Origin of the sequence: Pseudomonas sp. SMV7 (assembly GCF_052041995.1) — a bacterium.
GTDB lineage: Bacteria > Pseudomonadota > Gammaproteobacteria > Pseudomonadales > Pseudomonadaceae > Aquipseudomonas.
Genome location: NZ_JBKGGT010000018.1, coordinates 35,188 through 49,563, shown reverse-complemented (window position 1 = coordinate 49,563; position 14,376 = coordinate 35,188). Strand labels below are relative to the sequence as shown.

14 protein-coding genes are annotated in these 14,376 nt (G+C 62.9%); 11 read left to right on the top strand and 3 right to left on the bottom strand.

Features of this window, described 5'->3' with window-relative positions:
• The first annotated feature begins 101 nt into the window (after nucleotides 1–101).
• From ACLEJP_RS20060 to ACLEJP_RS20045, 4 genes are all read left to right on the top strand, one after another.
• On the top strand, nucleotides 102–1,499 hold the full coding sequence (locus tag ACLEJP_RS20060; RefSeq protein ID WP_440809167.1) for an FAD-binding oxidoreductase: 1,398 nt from the start codon (nucleotides 102–104) through the stop codon (nucleotides 1,497–1,499).
• A gap of 26 nt (nucleotides 1,500–1,525) precedes the next feature.
• Nucleotides 1,526–2,191 carry a fumarylacetoacetate hydrolase family protein gene (locus ACLEJP_RS20055; protein WP_440809164.1) on the top strand — a complete coding sequence of 222 codons (666 nt, stop codon included), beginning with the start codon at nucleotides 1,526–1,528 and terminating at the stop codon, nucleotides 2,189–2,191.
• 121 nt (nucleotides 2,192–2,312) lie between these two features.
• Complete coding sequence (locus ACLEJP_RS20050; protein ID WP_440809162.1) at nucleotides 2,313–3,233, top strand: SdiA-regulated domain-containing protein; 921 nt, start codon at nucleotides 2,313–2,315, stop codon at nucleotides 3,231–3,233.
• A gap of 90 nt (nucleotides 3,234–3,323) precedes the next feature.
• A complete protein-coding gene (locus ACLEJP_RS20045) occupies nucleotides 3,324–4,226 on the top strand; it encodes an SdiA-regulated domain-containing protein (protein WP_440809159.1) in 903 nt (300 codons plus the stop codon).
• Between the two features lie 115 nt (nucleotides 4,227–4,341).
• On the opposite strand, the gene rpiA is transcribed toward ACLEJP_RS20045, so the two are convergent.
• Nucleotides 4,342–5,016: a ribose-5-phosphate isomerase RpiA gene (gene rpiA, locus ACLEJP_RS20040; RefSeq protein WP_013974672.1), complete on the bottom strand. Its 675-nt coding sequence runs from the start codon at nucleotides 5,014–5,016 to the stop codon at nucleotides 4,342–4,344.
• Nucleotides 5,017–5,150: 134 nt separating this feature from the next.
• On the opposite strand from rpiA, the gene ilvA reads away from it, so the two are divergent.
• Together ilvA and ACLEJP_RS20030 are read left to right on the top strand one after the other, a co-directional pair.
• Nucleotides 5,151–6,665 carry a threonine ammonia-lyase, biosynthetic gene (ilvA, locus tag ACLEJP_RS20035; protein ID WP_440809157.1) on the top strand — a complete coding sequence of 505 codons (1,515 nt, stop codon included), beginning with the start codon at nucleotides 5,151–5,153 and terminating at the stop codon, nucleotides 6,663–6,665.
• Nucleotides 6,666–6,780: 115 nt separating this feature from the next.
• Nucleotides 6,781–7,206, top strand: coding sequence for a DUF2269 domain-containing protein (locus tag ACLEJP_RS20030; protein ID WP_440809154.1), 426 nt, complete (start codon nucleotides 6,781–6,783; stop codon nucleotides 7,204–7,206).
• A gap of 19 nt (nucleotides 7,207–7,225) precedes the next feature.
• Here the strand turns inward: ACLEJP_RS20030 and ACLEJP_RS20025 are convergent, their stop codons facing one another.
• Nucleotides 7,226–7,882 carry an HAD family hydrolase gene (locus tag ACLEJP_RS20025; protein ID WP_440809152.1) on the bottom strand — a complete coding sequence of 219 codons (657 nt, stop codon included), beginning with the start codon at nucleotides 7,880–7,882 and terminating at the stop codon, nucleotides 7,226–7,228.
• Nucleotides 7,883–8,023: 141 nt separating this feature from the next.
• Here ACLEJP_RS20025 and ACLEJP_RS20020 point away from each other — a divergent pair, with 141 nt between their 5' ends.
• Both ACLEJP_RS20020 and ptsP read left to right on the top strand, forming a co-directional pair.
• Entirely contained in the window at nucleotides 8,024–8,503 is a 480-nt protein-coding gene (locus ACLEJP_RS20020; protein WP_003249017.1) for an RNA pyrophosphohydrolase, read from the top strand.
• Between the two features lie 22 nt (nucleotides 8,504–8,525).
• Nucleotides 8,526–10,805 (top strand): phosphoenolpyruvate--protein phosphotransferase, encoded by a 2,280-nt coding sequence (gene ptsP / locus ACLEJP_RS20015; protein ID WP_225779643.1) that lies wholly within the window; start codon nucleotides 8,526–8,528, stop codon nucleotides 10,803–10,805.
• Between the two features lie 32 nt (nucleotides 10,806–10,837).
• On the opposite strand, the gene ACLEJP_RS20010 is transcribed toward ptsP, so the two are convergent.
• Nucleotides 10,838–11,584: an NRDE family protein gene (locus ACLEJP_RS20010; protein ID WP_440809150.1), complete on the bottom strand. Its 747-nt coding sequence runs from the start codon at nucleotides 11,582–11,584 to the stop codon at nucleotides 10,838–10,840.
• Between the two features lie 130 nt (nucleotides 11,585–11,714).
• On the opposite strand from ACLEJP_RS20010, the gene ACLEJP_RS20005 reads away from it, so the two are divergent.
• From ACLEJP_RS20005 to ACLEJP_RS19995, 3 genes are read left to right on the top strand one after another with little or no spacing between them, the layout of a single operon-like run.
• A complete protein-coding gene (locus ACLEJP_RS20005) occupies nucleotides 11,715–12,497 on the top strand; it encodes a sulfite exporter TauE/SafE family protein (RefSeq protein WP_440809147.1) in 783 nt (260 codons plus the stop codon).
• A gap of 16 nt (nucleotides 12,498–12,513) precedes the next feature.
• Nucleotides 12,514–13,320 (top strand): prolipoprotein diacylglyceryl transferase, encoded by an 807-nt coding sequence (lgt, locus tag ACLEJP_RS20000; protein WP_170033507.1) that lies wholly within the window; start codon nucleotides 12,514–12,516, stop codon nucleotides 13,318–13,320.
• Nucleotides 13,321–13,371: 51 nt separating this feature from the next.
• The gene (locus ACLEJP_RS19995; protein ID WP_440809144.1) at nucleotides 13,372–14,343 is read left to right on the top strand and encodes a thymidylate synthase; all 972 of its coding nucleotides are present in this window, start codon (nucleotides 13,372–13,374) and stop codon (nucleotides 14,341–14,343) included.
• The last annotated feature ends 33 nt before the right edge of the window (nucleotides 14,344–14,376 follow it).

Here is a 14,376-nt window from a genome sequence, read left to right as displayed (position 1 = left end):
AACAGCGGGAGGGCTATGCTAGCATACGCGACACAATCTGAGCTTATCCCGACAGGTGAAGAGTGCTCAGGGTGACTATGAATAAGTCGAGAGTTCCAGCGATGACCCATCCCGCTGTAATTGATGAACTGATGACCTTGGTCGACCCTGGCAAGGTCCTGACCGACGCGGCTTCGCTCGAAGCCTATGGCAAGGACTGGACCAAGCACTACCCGCCGGCACCCAGCGCCATCGTGTTTCCCAAGACGGTGGAGCAGGTGCAGGCGATTGTTCGCTGGGCCAATACGCACAAGGTAGCGCTGGTGCCGTCTGGCGGGCGCACCGGGCTTTCCGCGGGGGCCGTGGCGGCCAATGGCGAAGTGGTGGTCGCCTTCGACTCCATGAACCAGATTCTCGGCTTCAATGCCTTCGACCGCACCGTGGTCTGCCAGCCTGGGGTGATCACCCGGCAGTTGCAAAGCTTCGCCGAACAACAGGGCCTGTATTACCCGGTGGACTTCGCTTCCAGCGGTTCAAGCCAGATTGGCGGCAATATCGGCACCAATGCTGGCGGAATCAAGGTAATTCGCTACGGCATGACCCGCAACTGGGTCGCCGGGCTGAAGGTGGTCACCGGCAAGGGCGAATTGCTTGAGCTGAACAAGGGCCTGGTCAAGAACGCCACCGGCTACGACCTGCGCCAGCTGTTCATCGGCGCCGAAGGCACGCTGGGCTTCGTGGTCGAAGCCACCATGCGCCTCGACCGCGCACCGCGCAACCTCACTGCCATGGTTCTGGGTACCCCGGACTTCGACTCGATCATGCCGATGCTGCATGCCTTCCAGGGCAAGCTGGACCTGACCGCCTTCGAGTTCTTCTCCGACAAGGGCCTGGCCAGGATCCTGGCGCGCGGCGACGTGCCGGCACCGTTCGACACTTCTTGCCCGTTCTATGCCCTGCTGGAATTCGAGGCCAGTACCGAAGAGGTGGCCAACGAAGCCCTGGCTACCTTCGAGCACTGCGTCGAGCAAGGCTGGGTGCTGGACGGCGTGATGAGCCAGAGCGAAACCCAGCTGAAAAACCTGTGGAAGCTGCGCGAATACCTGTCGGAAACCATCTCGCACTGGACGCCATACAAGAACGACATTTCAGTAACTGTCGCGAAGGTTCCGGCTTTCCTGCGTGATATCGACGCTATCGTCACCGAACATTACCCGGATTACGAAGTGGTGTGGTACGGCCACATCGGCGACGGCAACTTGCACTTGAACATCCTCAAGCCCGAGCACATGAGCAAGGACGATTTCTTTGCCTCGTGCACCAAGGTCAACAAGTGGGTGTTCGAGATCGTCGAACGCTACAACGGCTCGATCTCCGCCGAGCATGGGGTGGGCATGACCAAGCGCGACTACCTGGGCTACAGCCGCTCAGCCGAGGAAATCGCCTGCATGAAGGCAATAAAGGCCGTGTTCGACCCTAACGGCATCATGAATCCGGGTAAGATCTTCCCACCCGAATAAAAAAGCAGTATCCAGAGGAGTCGGCCATGAGTTACCAGCACCAGTACGTAGACGGCACGCGCATTCACTTCCCGCTGGGCAAGGTGGTGTGCATCGGCCGTAACTATGCCGAGCATGCCAAGGAACTGGACAACCCCATCCCCACCGAACCGCTGTTGTTCATCAAGCCGGGCAGCTGCGTGGTACCGGCCGAAGGCGGCTTCAAGATCCCGGCCGAACGAGGTTCGGTGCACTATGAGGCTGAAATTGCAGTGTTGCTGGGCAAGCCGCTGTCGACCCATCCGACCGAAGAAGAGGTGCTGGACGCCATATCGGGCTACGCTCCCGCGCTGGACCTGACCCTGCGTGACGTGCAGGCCAGGCTAAAGGAAAAGGGCCTGCCCTGGGAGTTGGCCAAATCCTTCGACGGTGCCTGTGTGCTGCCGCCTTTCGTGTCGGCTGCCAGCTTCGAAGACCTGACCGACATTCCGTTGCGCTTGACCGTCAACGGCGAAGTACGCCAGGACGGCAACAGCAAGATGATGCTCAACCCGATCGTGCCGATGATTCAGCACATATCGGCGCACTTCTCGCTACAGGCGGGGGATGTGATCCTTACCGGTACCCCGGCGGGCGTGGGGCCGTTCAAGGTCGGTGACGAACTGGTGCTGGAGCTGCCAGGTGTGAGCCGCTTCGAAAGCCGGGTACTCTGAACCGAAACCGCATCGCTTTCTTCGCGGGTAAACCCCGCGAAGAAGCCAGCGCTGTTGACTGTTTTTTCACACCCCATCCGGATAATGCGCAGACCTACGCCCATTGCCCCAGGAACCCCGCATGCCATCACCCTCCAGCGCCTCGGCAACACCCAAGCGCCGTTTCTACCTGCGCTGGCCCTTTGGCCTGGCCGTGGCGGCCGTGATTGGCTATGGCGTGGCTGTGGCCATGCACTGGGATGACCGCGGCGCGCTGTGGGTCAAGGAAAGCTTTGAAAGCACCGCCGAGCGCAGCGAAAGCGTGTGGTTGCCGGATTACCACGTCGACATCGATGCCAAGCCGCTGCCGGGGATGGACGATGACGAAGCCTCCGATGTGGCCTTCAACCCACGTACCCGCACCCTGTTTGCGGTGATGGGCAAGAACCCGTTCCTGGTCGAGCTGAACCTGGATGGCGAGGTCCTGCGCAAGATCCCGCTCAACGGCTGGAACAACCCGGAAGGCGTCGCGGTGCTGGAGGACGGCTACCTGGCCATCACCGACGAGCGCCTGCACGACCTGACCGTGGTCAAGGTGGATGCCCAGACCACCGCCCTGAACCACGATGACTTCCAGAGCCACGACCTGGGCCAGTCGGTGAAAAGCAACAAGGGTTTCGAAGCGGTTGCCTGGGACCCGCTGCGCCAGCGCCTGGTCATCGGCGAGGAGCGCCCGCCCAAGCTGTACACCTGGAACACCGATGGCCGCAGCCCGCTCACGGGTGACAAGCAAGCGTTGCCCAGCGATGAGCTGGACCTGCGCAACCTGTCGGCGCTGAGTGTCGACCCGCGTACTGGCCACCTGTTGGTGCTATCGGCCGATTCGAACATGCTGCTGGAGCTGGACGAGCAGGGCCAGCAGGTCAGCTTCATGACCTTGCTCGGCGGTTTCAATGGCCTGCAAGGCACCATTCCGCGCGCCGAAGGGGTGGCCATGGACGACAAGGGCAACCTGTACATGGTCAGCGAGCCAGCCCTGTTCTATCGCTTCAGAAAGAACTAGCCCGAACATCCGACTTTTCGGATGCTGGCATTAAGCTTTGTTTCAGTTGTTCATGGTTAGATTCGCCACCCCTATGTCGAGTCTGTACGCATGCGCCGTTTTGTTCGCCCCTCTCTTGTCGTGGCCGTTACCGGCCTGCTTCTGCTCGGTTGGGCCGGGCAGGAGTTCCGCCTGTTCGAACGTGGCTGGTTCAACCTCAAGGCTTGGTGGCAGCCTGCGGAGCAGGGCATCGGCCTGGACCGCTACCGGGTGGTGGTCGAGGCGCAGCCGGTCGAAGGGCTGGATGATGACTTGTCGGCGCTGACCTACGACCCCGATCGCAAGACCCTGTTCACCGTCACCAACGCCCGTTCCGAACTGATCGAGCTGTCGCTGGACGGTCGTATCCTGCGCCAGGTACCGCTGACCGGTTTCGGCGACCCGGAAGCCGTCGAGTATGTCGGGCCGAACAGCTATGTCATCACCGACGAGCGCCAGCAGCGGCTGATTCGCGTGCGCCTTGACGATGACACGACGTTCCTCGATGCCGGCGATGCCGAGCAACTGACCCTGGGCATTGGCCTGAACGGCAACAAGGGCTTCGAGGGGCTGGCCTACGATTCGGCGGGCAAGCGCCTGTTCGTGGCCAAGGAGCGCGATCCGATGCTGATTTACGAAGTGCATGGTTTTCCGCATGACAACCCTGAGCAGCCTTATGCGGTACACGTGGTACAGGACAACAAGCGCGATTCACGGCTGTTCGTGCGCGACCTGTCGAGTTTGCAGTTCGATGAGCGCAGCGGGCATCTGCTGGCGCTGTCTGACGAGTCGCGGCTGGTGCTGGAGCTGGATGTGGAAGGCCGGCCGCTGAGCACCCTGTCGTTGCGCAAGGGTTTCAAGGGGTTGCAGGCGACGGTGCCGCAGGCGGAGGGGATTGCGATGGATGAAGCGGGGACCATCTACCTGGTCAGTGAGCCGAACCTGTTCTATGTGTTCAAACAGCCAGCGGAGTGAGCAGGTGGGGCTGCTTTGCAGTCCATCGAGGCACAAGGCCGCTTCTGCAGGAAATCGCGTACCCCTGCAGGAGCGGCCTTGTGTCGCGAAACGAGGGCGAAGCCCTCGCCGCAGGTTACTCGGCCTTGAGGCTTTTCACCCCTTCAGAGGTGCCCAGCAGCAGCAAATCCGCCGGCCGCGCCGCGAACAGGCCGTTGGTTACCACACCAACGATGGCGTTGATCTGTGCTTCCAGCTCCACCGGGTTGGTGATCTGCAGGTTGTGCACATCGAGGATCACGTTGCCGTTGTCGGTGACCACACCCTCGCGGTACACCGGGTCGCCGCCCAGCTTGACCAACTGGCGCGCCACGTGGCTGCGGGCCATGGGTATCACTTCGACAGGCAGCGGGAACGCGCCCAGCACGGGTACCAGCTTGCTGGCATCGGCGATGCAGATGAAGGTCTTGGCCACTGCGGCAACGATCTTCTCGCGGGTCAGGGCTGCACCACCGCCCTTGATCAGGTTCAGGTGCGCGTCGCTCTCGTCGGCACCGTCCACGTAGAACTCCAGTTCGCTGACGCTGTTGAGTTCGTAGACCGGGATACCATGGCCCTTCAGACGCTGGGCGGTGGCTTCGGAGCTGGCGACCGCACCGTCGAAGGCGGTCTTGTGCTGAGCCAGGGCGTCGATGAAGAAGTTGGCGGTCGAACCGGTACCGACGCCGACAACGCTCTTTTCATCCAGCTTGGGCAGAATGAAGTCGACAGCGGCCTGGGCGACGGCCTGTTTGAGTTGGTCCTGGGTCATGCGGGCTCCGAGAGGGGCAGGGCGGTTTTGAAAGGAGCCTAGTATAACGGCTCGCACGGCTTTGCTGTGGTCGCCCGACGTAGCGCTGGGGTAGACTCCAAGCCCTTGTCCCGCGGCCCAGTGATGCTTTCCCGATGCTCGAACAGTACGTCAAGAAGATCCTCTCCTCGCGCGTCTACGACGTTGCGGTCGAAACCCCGCTGCAGAGCGCCGGGCAGCTGAGCAAGCGCCTGGGCAACCAGATCCTGCTCAAGCGCGAAGACCTGCAGCCGGTGTTCTCGTTCAAGATCCGCGGGGCCTACAACAAGCTGGCCCAGCTGACCGCGGAAGAACTGGCCCGTGGCGTGGTCACCGCCTCGGCCGGCAACCACGCCCAGGGCCTGGCTCTGGCTGCGCGTGAAATGGGCATCAAGGCCACCATCGTGATGCCCAAGACCACCCCGGAGATCAAGATCGAAGGCGTGCGCTCGCGCGGTGGCAAGGTGGTGCTGCATGGCGACTCCTTCCCCGAGGCGCTGGCCTATTCGCTGAAGCTGGTAGATGAAAAGGGCTTCGTCTATATCCACCCCTACGATGACCCGCACACCATTGCCGGGCAGGGCACCGTGGCCATGGAGATCCTGCGCCAACACCCTGGCCAGCTGGATGCGATCTTCGTGCCCGTGGGCGGTGGCGGCCTGATCGCCGGTATTGCCGCCTACGTGAAGTACCTGCGCCCGGAAATCAAGGTGATCGGTGTCGAGCCGGACGATTCCAACTGCCTGCAGGCGGCCATGGCGGCCGGCGAGCGCGTGGTGCTGCCGCAGGTCGGGCTGTTTGCCGACGGCGTGGCGGTGGCGCAGATCGGCCAGCACACCTTCGATATCTGCCGGCACCATGTGGATGAGGTGGTGACTGTCAGCACCGACGAGATCTGTGCTGCAATCAAGGATATCTATGACGATACCCGCTCGATCACCGAACCTGCCGGTGCCCTGGGCGTGGCTGGCATCAAGAAGTACGTCGAGCTGTACGGCGTCACCGGCCAGACCCTGGTGGCCATCGATTCGGGCGCCAACGTCAACTTCGACCGCCTGCGTCATGTGGCCGAACGTGCCGAACTGGGTGAAAAGCGCGAAGCGATCATTGCCGTCACCATCCCGGAGCGCCCAGGCAGCTTCAAGGCCTTCTGCGAGGCCATCGGCAAGCGCCAGATCACTGAATTCAACTACCGCAAGCATACCTCTGACGAAGCGCACATCTTCGTTGGCGTGCAGACCCACCCGGAAAGCGACCCGCGCGCGGCCTTGGTACAGCAACTGACCGAGCAGGGTTTCCCGGTGACCGACCTGACCGACAACGAACTGGCCAAGCTGCATATTCGCCACATGGTCGGCGGGCATTCGGCGGGCGCCAGCGACGAGATGGTCCTGCGCTTCGAGTTCCCCGAACGACCGGGGGCGCTGTTCAACTTCCTCAACAAGCTGGGCGGGCGCTGGAACATCTCGATGTTCCACTACCGCAACCATGGCGCGGCTGACGGGCGCGTGGTGGCAGGGTTGCAGGTACCGGAGGACGAGCGCCACCTGGTACCGGCGGCGCTGGCCAAGATCGGCTACCCGTACTGGGACGAGACTGATAACCCGGCCTACAAGCTGTTCCTGGGCTGAGCGGCTAAGCTAAGCCAGATCTCGCCTTTTGCAGGAGCGGCCTCGTGTCGCGCTGGGCCACTCCTGCAAGAAGAAAGGCTGCTGCCAAAATGGCCTGATAAAGGACGATTCGAACATGGAACACCTGACCACCCTCAAGACCCTGCATATTGCCGCCACCGTAATCCTGTTGCTGGGTGCCCTGGGCCTGGCGATCTGGACCGTACGCGCCCGCCGCCAGGGCGATGCCGAGGCCTACGCCAAGCTGCTGCGTCGGCCGCTGGTGTTCGTCTGGCTGGTGATAGGCCTGTGCCTGGTGAGCATGCCGTTCACCGGCTGGTGGCTGGTACACCTGGTGGGCTGGCCGCTGGGGCAAGCCTGGGTGCTGGCTTCCAGCGTCGTCTATATGTTCGGCGCGTTCGCCGTGTGGTGGCTGCTGGTGCGGCTGAACCGGCTGCGCAAGGCTGAAGTGGTCGGGTTGCGTTTTACCTTGGCGCTGGCGGTGTTCAGTGGGGTTTGCTTCCTGTCCATCGCCGGGCTGATGGGCGCCAAGCCCGTCTGAAGGCCGGAGCAGGAAAACCTCAATCGCGCAACGAGATCACCGGCCACCCGCGCTTCTCGGCCTCGGCCCGCAGGTTCGGGTCCGGGTCCACCGCCACCGCATGCGTCACCCGCTGTAGCAACGGCAGGTCGTTCATCGAATCGCTATAGAAGTAGCTGTCCTCGAGATCGAAGCCGTTCTCCAGCATCCAGCGTTCCAGCCGCGTCACCTTGCCTTCACGGAAACAGGGTATATCGGTACTACGCCCGGTGTAACGGCCGTCACGCATCTCGCATTCGGTCGCCAGCAACACGCGAACCCCCAGGCGCCGGGCAATCGGCGCGGTGACGAAGCGGTTGGTGGCGGTGATGATCACCAGTTGGTCGCCCGCTTCACGGTGCTGCTCCAGCAAGGCCAGCGCCTTGGGCAGGATGATCGGCTCGATGCAAGCGTGCATGAAGTCGCGGTGCCATTCGTCGAGCTGGGCCACGGGCGTTGCCGCAAGAATCTCCATGGAGAACGCCAGGTAGGCCTGCAGGTCCAGCGTGCCGTTCAGGTAGTTCTGGTAGAAAGCATCGTTGCGTTGCTTGTAGGCAAGCGGGTCGACGATGCCGCGTTGGCACAGGTAATCACCCCAGGCATGGTCGCTGTCGCCACCGAGGAGGGTATTGTCCAGGTCGAATAAAGCCAGGCGCATTGCGGTCACTCGCATCAGCCACAAGGTAGGCCCGCAGAATACGGAGTTTTCGCACGGCTGCACATAAGCTTGGCGGGCGCGTTGCTGCGCTCGCAAGCTTTGTGGAACAATGCTGTGACATGCGTTTGCGAGGTTGCTGCCGTGATCGACCCGGATGGTTTTCGCCCCAATGTCGGGATCATTCTCACGAATGATGCCGGGCAGGTGCTATGGGCTCGACGGATCAACCAGGATGCCTGGCAATTTCCCCAGGGTGGCATCAACCCTGACGAGACGCCGGAAGACGCCCTGTACCGCGAGCTGAACGAAGAAGTTGGCCTGGAACGCGATGATGTGGAAATTCTTGCCTGCACCCGTGGCTGGTTGCGTTATCGTTTACCTCAGCGGCTGGTGCGTACGCATAGCCAGCCGTTGTGCATCGGCCAGAAGCAGAAGTGGTTCCTGCTGCGCCTGGTCAGCAACGAACAACGGGTGCGGATGGACCTGACCGGCAAGCCGGAATTCGACGGCTGGCGTTGGGTCAGCTATTGGTACCCGCTGGGCCAGGTTGTGACATTCAAGCGCGAGGTTTACCGGCGCGCCCTGAAAGAGCTAGCACCGCGTCTGCTGACGCGCGACTGACGACGGAGTTCGACCCCGAGCCATGCTCAATACGCTGCGCAAGATCGTCCAGGAAGTAAACTCCGCCAAAGATCTCAAGTCGGCGTTGGGGATCATTGTCTTGCGTGTCAAGGAGGCCATGGGCAGCCAGGTCTGCTCGGTCTACCTGCTCGACCCGGAAACCAACCGCTTCGTGCTGATGGCCACCGAAGGCTTGAACAAGCGCTCAATCGGCAAGGTCAGCATGGCCCCCAACGAAGGCCTGGTTGGCCTGGTCGGTACCCGGGAAGAGCCGCTGAACCTGGAAAACGCTGCCGATCACCCGCGTTACCGCTACTTCGCCGAAACCGGTGAAGAGAAATTCGCCTCCTTCCTCGGTGCGCCGATCATCCACCACCGCCGCGTGGTCGGGGTACTGGTCATCCAGCAAAAGGAGCGTCGCCAGTTCGACGAGGGCGAAGAAGCCTTCCTGGTCACCATGAGCGCGCAACTGGCCGGGGTTATCGCCCATGCCGAGGCGACCGGCTCGATCCGCGGCCTGGGCCGCCAGGGCAAGGGCATCCAGGAAGCGCGCTTCGTCGGTGTGCCGGGCTCGCCTGGCGCCGCCGTGGGGCGCGCGGTGGTGATGCTGCCGCCGGCCGACCTGGAAGTGGTGCCGGACAAGACCGTCGATGACATCGACGCCGAACTGAACCTGTTCCAGAACGCCCTTGAAGGCGTGCGCGACGACATGCGCAAGCTGTCCGCCAAGCTGGCCACCCAGCTGCGCCCGGAAGAACGTGCGTTGTTCGATGTGTACCTGATGATGCTCGAGGACGCGGCCCTGGGCGGTGAAGTGACCGAAGTCATCAAGACCGGCCAGTGGGCCCAGGGCGCGCTACGCCAGGTGGTGGGTGAGCACGTCAACCGCTTCGAGCTGATGGACGATGACTACCTGCGCGAGCGCGCCTCAGACGTCAAGGACCTTGGCCGACGCCTGCTGGCCTACCTGCAGGAGGCCCGCTCGCAGTCGCTGGTGTATGCCGACAACACCATCCTGGTCAGTGAAGAGCTGACCCCGGCGATGCTCGGCGAAGTGCCGGAAGGCAAGCTGGTCGGCCTGGTCTCGGTGCTGGGTTCGGGCAACTCCCACGTCGCCATCCTGGCCCGCGCCATGGGCATCCCCACGGTGATGGGCCTGGTCGATTTGCCCTATTCCAAGGTCGACGGCATCGAGATGATCGTCGACGGCTACAAGGGCGAGGTGTTCACCAACCCCAGCGAAGTGCTGCGCAAGCAGTACAGCGATGTGGTCGAAGAGGAACGCCAGCTGGCCCGCGGCCTGGATGCCTTGCGCGAACTGCCATGCGTGACCCCGGATGGCCACCGCATGCCGCTGTGGGTCAACACCGGCCTGCTCGCCGACGTGGCCCGTGCCCAGCAGCGCGGCGCCGAAGGGGTGGGCCTGTACCGCACCGAAGTGCCGTTCATGATCAACCAGCGCTTCCCCAGCGAGAAGGAGCAGCTGGCCATCTACCGCGAGCAGTTGGCGGCATTCCATCCGCTGCCGGTGACCATGCGTACCCTCGACATCGGTGGCGACAAATCGCTGTCGTACTTCCCGATCAAGGAAGAAAACCCGTTTCTCGGCTGGCGTGGCATCCGCGTCACCCTCGACCACCCGGAAATCTTCCTGGTGCAGACCCGCGCCATGCTCAAGGCCAGCGAGGGCCTGAACAACCTGCGCATCCTGCTGCCGATGATTTCCGGCATCCATGAGCTGGAAGAGGCTCTGCACCTGATCCACCGCGCCTGGGGCGAGGTGCGTGACGAAGGCACCGATGTGCCGATGCCGCCGGTGGGCGTGATGGTGGAAATTCCTGCGGCGGTGTACCAGACCAAGGAGCTGGCGCGGCAGGTCGACTTCCTCTCGGTCGGCTCCAACGACCTTACCCAGTACCTGCTGGCGGTGGACCGCAACAACCCGCGTGTGGCTGATTTGTACGATTACCTGCACCCGGCGGTGCTGCAAGCGCTCAACACGGTGGTGCGCGACGCCCACGGCGAAGGCAAGCCGGTGAGCATCTGTGGCGAAATGGCCGGTGACCCGGCGGCGGCGATCCTGTTGATGGCAATGGGCTTCGACAGCCTGTCGATGAACGCCACCAACCTGCCTAAAGTGAAATGGATGTTGCGTCAGGTGAACCTGAGCAAGGCCAAGGAGCTGTTGGTGGAGGCCTTGAGCCATGACAACCCGCAGGTTATCCACAGCTCGCTGCAGCTGGCCCTGAAGAACCTCGGGTTGGCGCGGATGATCGGGCCAGGGGCCAACAAGACCCTCTGAAGTGCTGGGGCTGCAAAGCAGCCCCATGGCCCTCAAAGCAAAAGGTCAACTTCACCAAGATGCCCGCCAAACGGGCCGAAACTGCGCTCAATCAGCCGCCTTCTGCCTTGATCATCGACCAATAGCACGGTACTCGCCCGGGTCCCATAGTTCTGGCTGGCAATGAACACGCTCGACAACAATTTCTCGGTCGCCAATCCCACTCCGGTCTCCGGCAACTCGCCCTCCGGCGCAGGTTCGGCATCGGCCAGCAAGGCCAGCAACCGCTGCGGGTCTGCGTTGGCCAGCAACCCCTCGAGCCCGCTCCGCGCTTTCACCAGCTTCGGCCACGGCGTATCCAGCCCGGCGTTGGATAACCCGTACACCCCGGCCTCAAGCAAGCGCGGTGCGGCATCCCTGGCATGCAGGTAGCCAAGCTGTCGGCCATCGCCCACCAGCAGGTTGAAACCTGAATACTGCCCGCTGCGGCTGGCTACCTGATCCAGATAGGCCTCGACCACCAGCTCACCCTGCAGGTAGGCCGCCACCAGCTCGCCGCGTGAACGTGGACCCAACGGTTGGCGTGGGTCGCGGATGTTGGTCAGCGCCGCGAAACGCCCTTGCGGACCCACCCCCAACCAGGTTCCGCCGGCTTCCAGATCACGCCCGGCATACACCCCTGGTGCGTCTTCCCAGGCTGCCAGGGCCTGGGTAGGGCGGGCATAGAACTCGTCGCGGTTGGCCGCCACCACCAGCGGCAGGGCATGCCCTGGTCGCCAGGCGAATACGATCAGGCACATCGTTCGAGCCTCTGTGTGTTTTTGCCACTGTACCCACAGCGGCGGGGCTGATCCATCCTGACACAGACTTCACTAGAGCGCCGAGCCCGGCTTCCGTTACCATGCCGGATTGTTTTTTCGGGGAAGACGAATGGAATTCGTGCTCTATCTGGTGTTGGGCGCCTGTGCCGGTGTGCTGGCCGGGTTGTTCGGTGTGGGGGGTGGCATCATCATCGTGCCGGTGCTGGTGTTCAGCTTCACCTTGCAGGGGTTTGATGCCGCGGTGCTGACTCACCTGGCGGTCGGCACATCGCTGGCGACCATCGTCTTCACCTCGATCAACGCCGTGCTCGAACACCACCGTAAAGGCGCGGTGCAATGGCCGATCTTCGCCTGGATGACACTGGGCATTCTCATCGGCGCCGGTGTCGGCGCCAAGACCGCCTCGCTGATCCAGGGGCCGCTGCTGCAAAAGATCATTGGCGTGTTCGCCCTGGTCATCGCCGCGCAGATGGCGCTCGACCTCAAGCCCAAGGCCAGCCGTGGCATCCCCGGCAAACCCGCGCTGGTCGGTGCCGGCGGGGTGATCGGCTGGGCCTCGGCGATCTTTGGCATCGGCGGTGGTTCGCTGACCGTGCCGTTCCTGACCTGGCGCAGCCTGCCCATGCAGCAGGCAGTGGCCACCTCCTCGGCCTGCGGCCTGCCGATTGCCGTAGCCAGTGCCCTGAGTTTCATGCTGCTGGGCTGGAATGAGGCGCACCTGCCGGCCCATAGCCTGGGTTACGTGTACCTGCCGGCGCTGGTCGGCATTGCCGTGACCAGCATGTTTTTCGCCCGTTTCGGCGCACGCCTGGCGCACAGGTTGTCGCCACGTTTGTTGAAGCGCCTGTTCGCAGCCTTGCTGTTCTGCGTCGGGCTCAGCTTTCTGATTTGAACCGAGAGGAAGTTCCATGCTGCCTTACCCGCAGATAGATCCCGTGGCCGTAGCCATCGGGCCGCTGAAAATCCATTGGTACGGCCTGATGTACCTGGTCGGCATAGGCGGGGCCTGGCTGCTCGCCTCGCGCCGGCTGAACCGCTTCGACCCCACCTGGACGCGCGAAAAGCTCTCCGACCTGGTGTTCTGGCTGTCGATGGGGGTGATCGTCGGTGGCCGGCTGGGCTATGTGCTGTTCTACGACCTGCACGCCTACCTGGCCAACCCGACACTGATCTTCGAGGTCTGGAAAGGTGGCATGTCGTTCCACGGCGGCTTCATTGGGGTGATGCTGGCGGCCTTGTGGTTCGGCAAGCGCAACAACAAGTCGTTCTTCGAACTGATGGACTTCGTCGCCCCGCTGGTGCCGATCGGCCTGGGCGCCGGGCGCATCGGCAATTTCATCAACGCCGAGCTGTGGGGCAAGCCGACCGATGTGCCATGGGCGATGATCTTCCCGCCGTTCAGCGACCCGGCGCAGTTGCCACGTCACCCGTCGCAGCTGTACCAGTTCGCCCTCGAGGGCGTGGCGCTGTTCGTCATCCTCTGGCTGTTCTCGCGCAAGCCGCGGCCGACGATGGCGGTATCGGGTATGTTCGCGTTGTTCTACGGCATCTTCCGCTTCATCGTCGAATTCGTCCGCGTACCGGATGCCCAGCTTGGCTATCTGGCCTGGGGCTGGCTGACCATGGGTCAGATTCTCTGCGTACCGATGATCCTGGCTGGCCTCGGCCTGATCTGGTGGGCTTATAATCGCAAGCCCACGGCGAAACCCGCCTGATTAATCCCGCGGCAGGGGCGATCCCCCTGCCGTTCTTGCTACAGGTAAGCCATGAAACAGTATCTGGACCTGGTCCGCGACGTCATCGAAAACGGCACGCTGCAGGGCAACCGCACCGGCATCCGCACCATCAGCCTGCCGGGCGCCATGCTGCGTTTCGACTTGCAGAAGGGCTTCCCGGCCATCACCACGCGCAAGTTGGCGTTCAAGTCGGCGATCGGCGAAATGGTCGGTTTCCTGCGCGGGGTGAAGAACGCCGGTGAATTCCGCGAGCTCGGCTGCAAGGTCTGGGACCAGAACGCCAACGAAAACGCCCAGTGGCTGGCCAACCCGTTCCGCCAGGGCCAGGACGACCTGGGCGAGATCTATGGCGTGCAGTGGCGCCAATGGCCGGGCTACAAGCGCATCCCGCTGAGCAACCCGGCGGCCATCGAGATGGCCGAGCAGGCAGGCTTCCGCCGCATCGCCCAGGACGAGGAGAACGGTGTCGCCTTCGTCATCCTGTACAAGGCCATCGACCAGGTGCGTCAGTGCCTGGACACCATCGCCAACGACCCGGGCAGCCGACGCATCCTGTTCCACGGCTGGAACTGCGCGCAGCTGGACGAAATGGCGCTGCCGCCATGCCACCTGCTGTACCAGTTCCACCCGAATGTTGAGACGAAGGAAATTTCCCTGACCCTGTACATCCGCTCCAACGACCTGGGCCTGGGTACGCCGTTCAACCTCACCGAAGGCGCGGCGCTGCTGTCGCTGTTCGGCCGCCTGACCGGCTACACCCCGCGTTGGTTCACCTACTTCATCGGCGATGCCCATGTGTATGAAAACCACCTGGACATGCTCAACGAGCAGCTCAAGCGCGAGCCGCTGGAAGCGCCGAAGCTGGTGATCAGCGACCGCGTGCCGGCGTTTGCCGAGACTGGCAAGTATGAGCCGGAGTGGCTGGAGAAGATCGAGCCCAGCGATTTCTGGTTGGAAGGGTATGAGCACCATGCGCCGATGACGGCGCCGATGGCGGTCTGACTGATCGCTATTGCCTGAACCGGCCTATTCGCG

Excerpts from the sequence above, each read along its gene's own strand:
- ilvA (WP_440809157.1), top strand. The coding sequence starts at position 5,151 with ATGCTCGAACAGTACGTCAAGAAGATCCTCTCCTCGCGCGTCTACGAC.
- ACLEJP_RS20010 (WP_440809150.1), bottom strand. The coding sequence starts at position 11,584 with ATGTGCCTGATCGTATTCGCCTGGCGACCAGGGCATGCCCTGCCGCTG.
- rpiA (WP_013974672.1), bottom strand. The coding sequence starts at position 5,016 with ATGACCCAGGACCAACTCAAACAGGCCGTCGCCCAGGCCGCTGTCGAC.
- ACLEJP_RS20055 (WP_440809164.1), top strand. The coding sequence starts at position 1,526 with ATGAGTTACCAGCACCAGTACGTAGACGGCACGCGCATTCACTTCCCG.
- ACLEJP_RS20030 (WP_440809154.1), top strand. The coding sequence starts at position 6,781 with ATGGAACACCTGACCACCCTCAAGACCCTGCATATTGCCGCCACCGTA.
- ACLEJP_RS20025 (WP_440809152.1), bottom strand. The coding sequence starts at position 7,882 with ATGCGCCTGGCTTTATTCGACCTGGACAATACCCTCCTCGGTGGCGAC.
- ACLEJP_RS20060 (WP_440809167.1), top strand. The coding sequence starts at position 102 with ATGACCCATCCCGCTGTAATTGATGAACTGATGACCTTGGTCGACCCT.
- lgt (WP_170033507.1), top strand. The coding sequence starts at position 12,514 with ATGCTGCCTTACCCGCAGATAGATCCCGTGGCCGTAGCCATCGGGCCG.
- ACLEJP_RS20050 (WP_440809162.1), top strand. The coding sequence starts at position 2,313 with ATGCCATCACCCTCCAGCGCCTCGGCAACACCCAAGCGCCGTTTCTAC.
- ptsP (WP_225779643.1), top strand. The coding sequence starts at position 8,526 with ATGCTCAATACGCTGCGCAAGATCGTCCAGGAAGTAAACTCCGCCAAA.
- ACLEJP_RS19995 (WP_440809144.1), top strand. The coding sequence starts at position 13,372 with ATGAAACAGTATCTGGACCTGGTCCGCGACGTCATCGAAAACGGCACG.
- ACLEJP_RS20045 (WP_440809159.1), top strand. The coding sequence starts at position 3,324 with ATGCGCCGTTTTGTTCGCCCCTCTCTTGTCGTGGCCGTTACCGGCCTG.
- ACLEJP_RS20005 (WP_440809147.1), top strand. The coding sequence starts at position 11,715 with ATGGAATTCGTGCTCTATCTGGTGTTGGGCGCCTGTGCCGGTGTGCTG.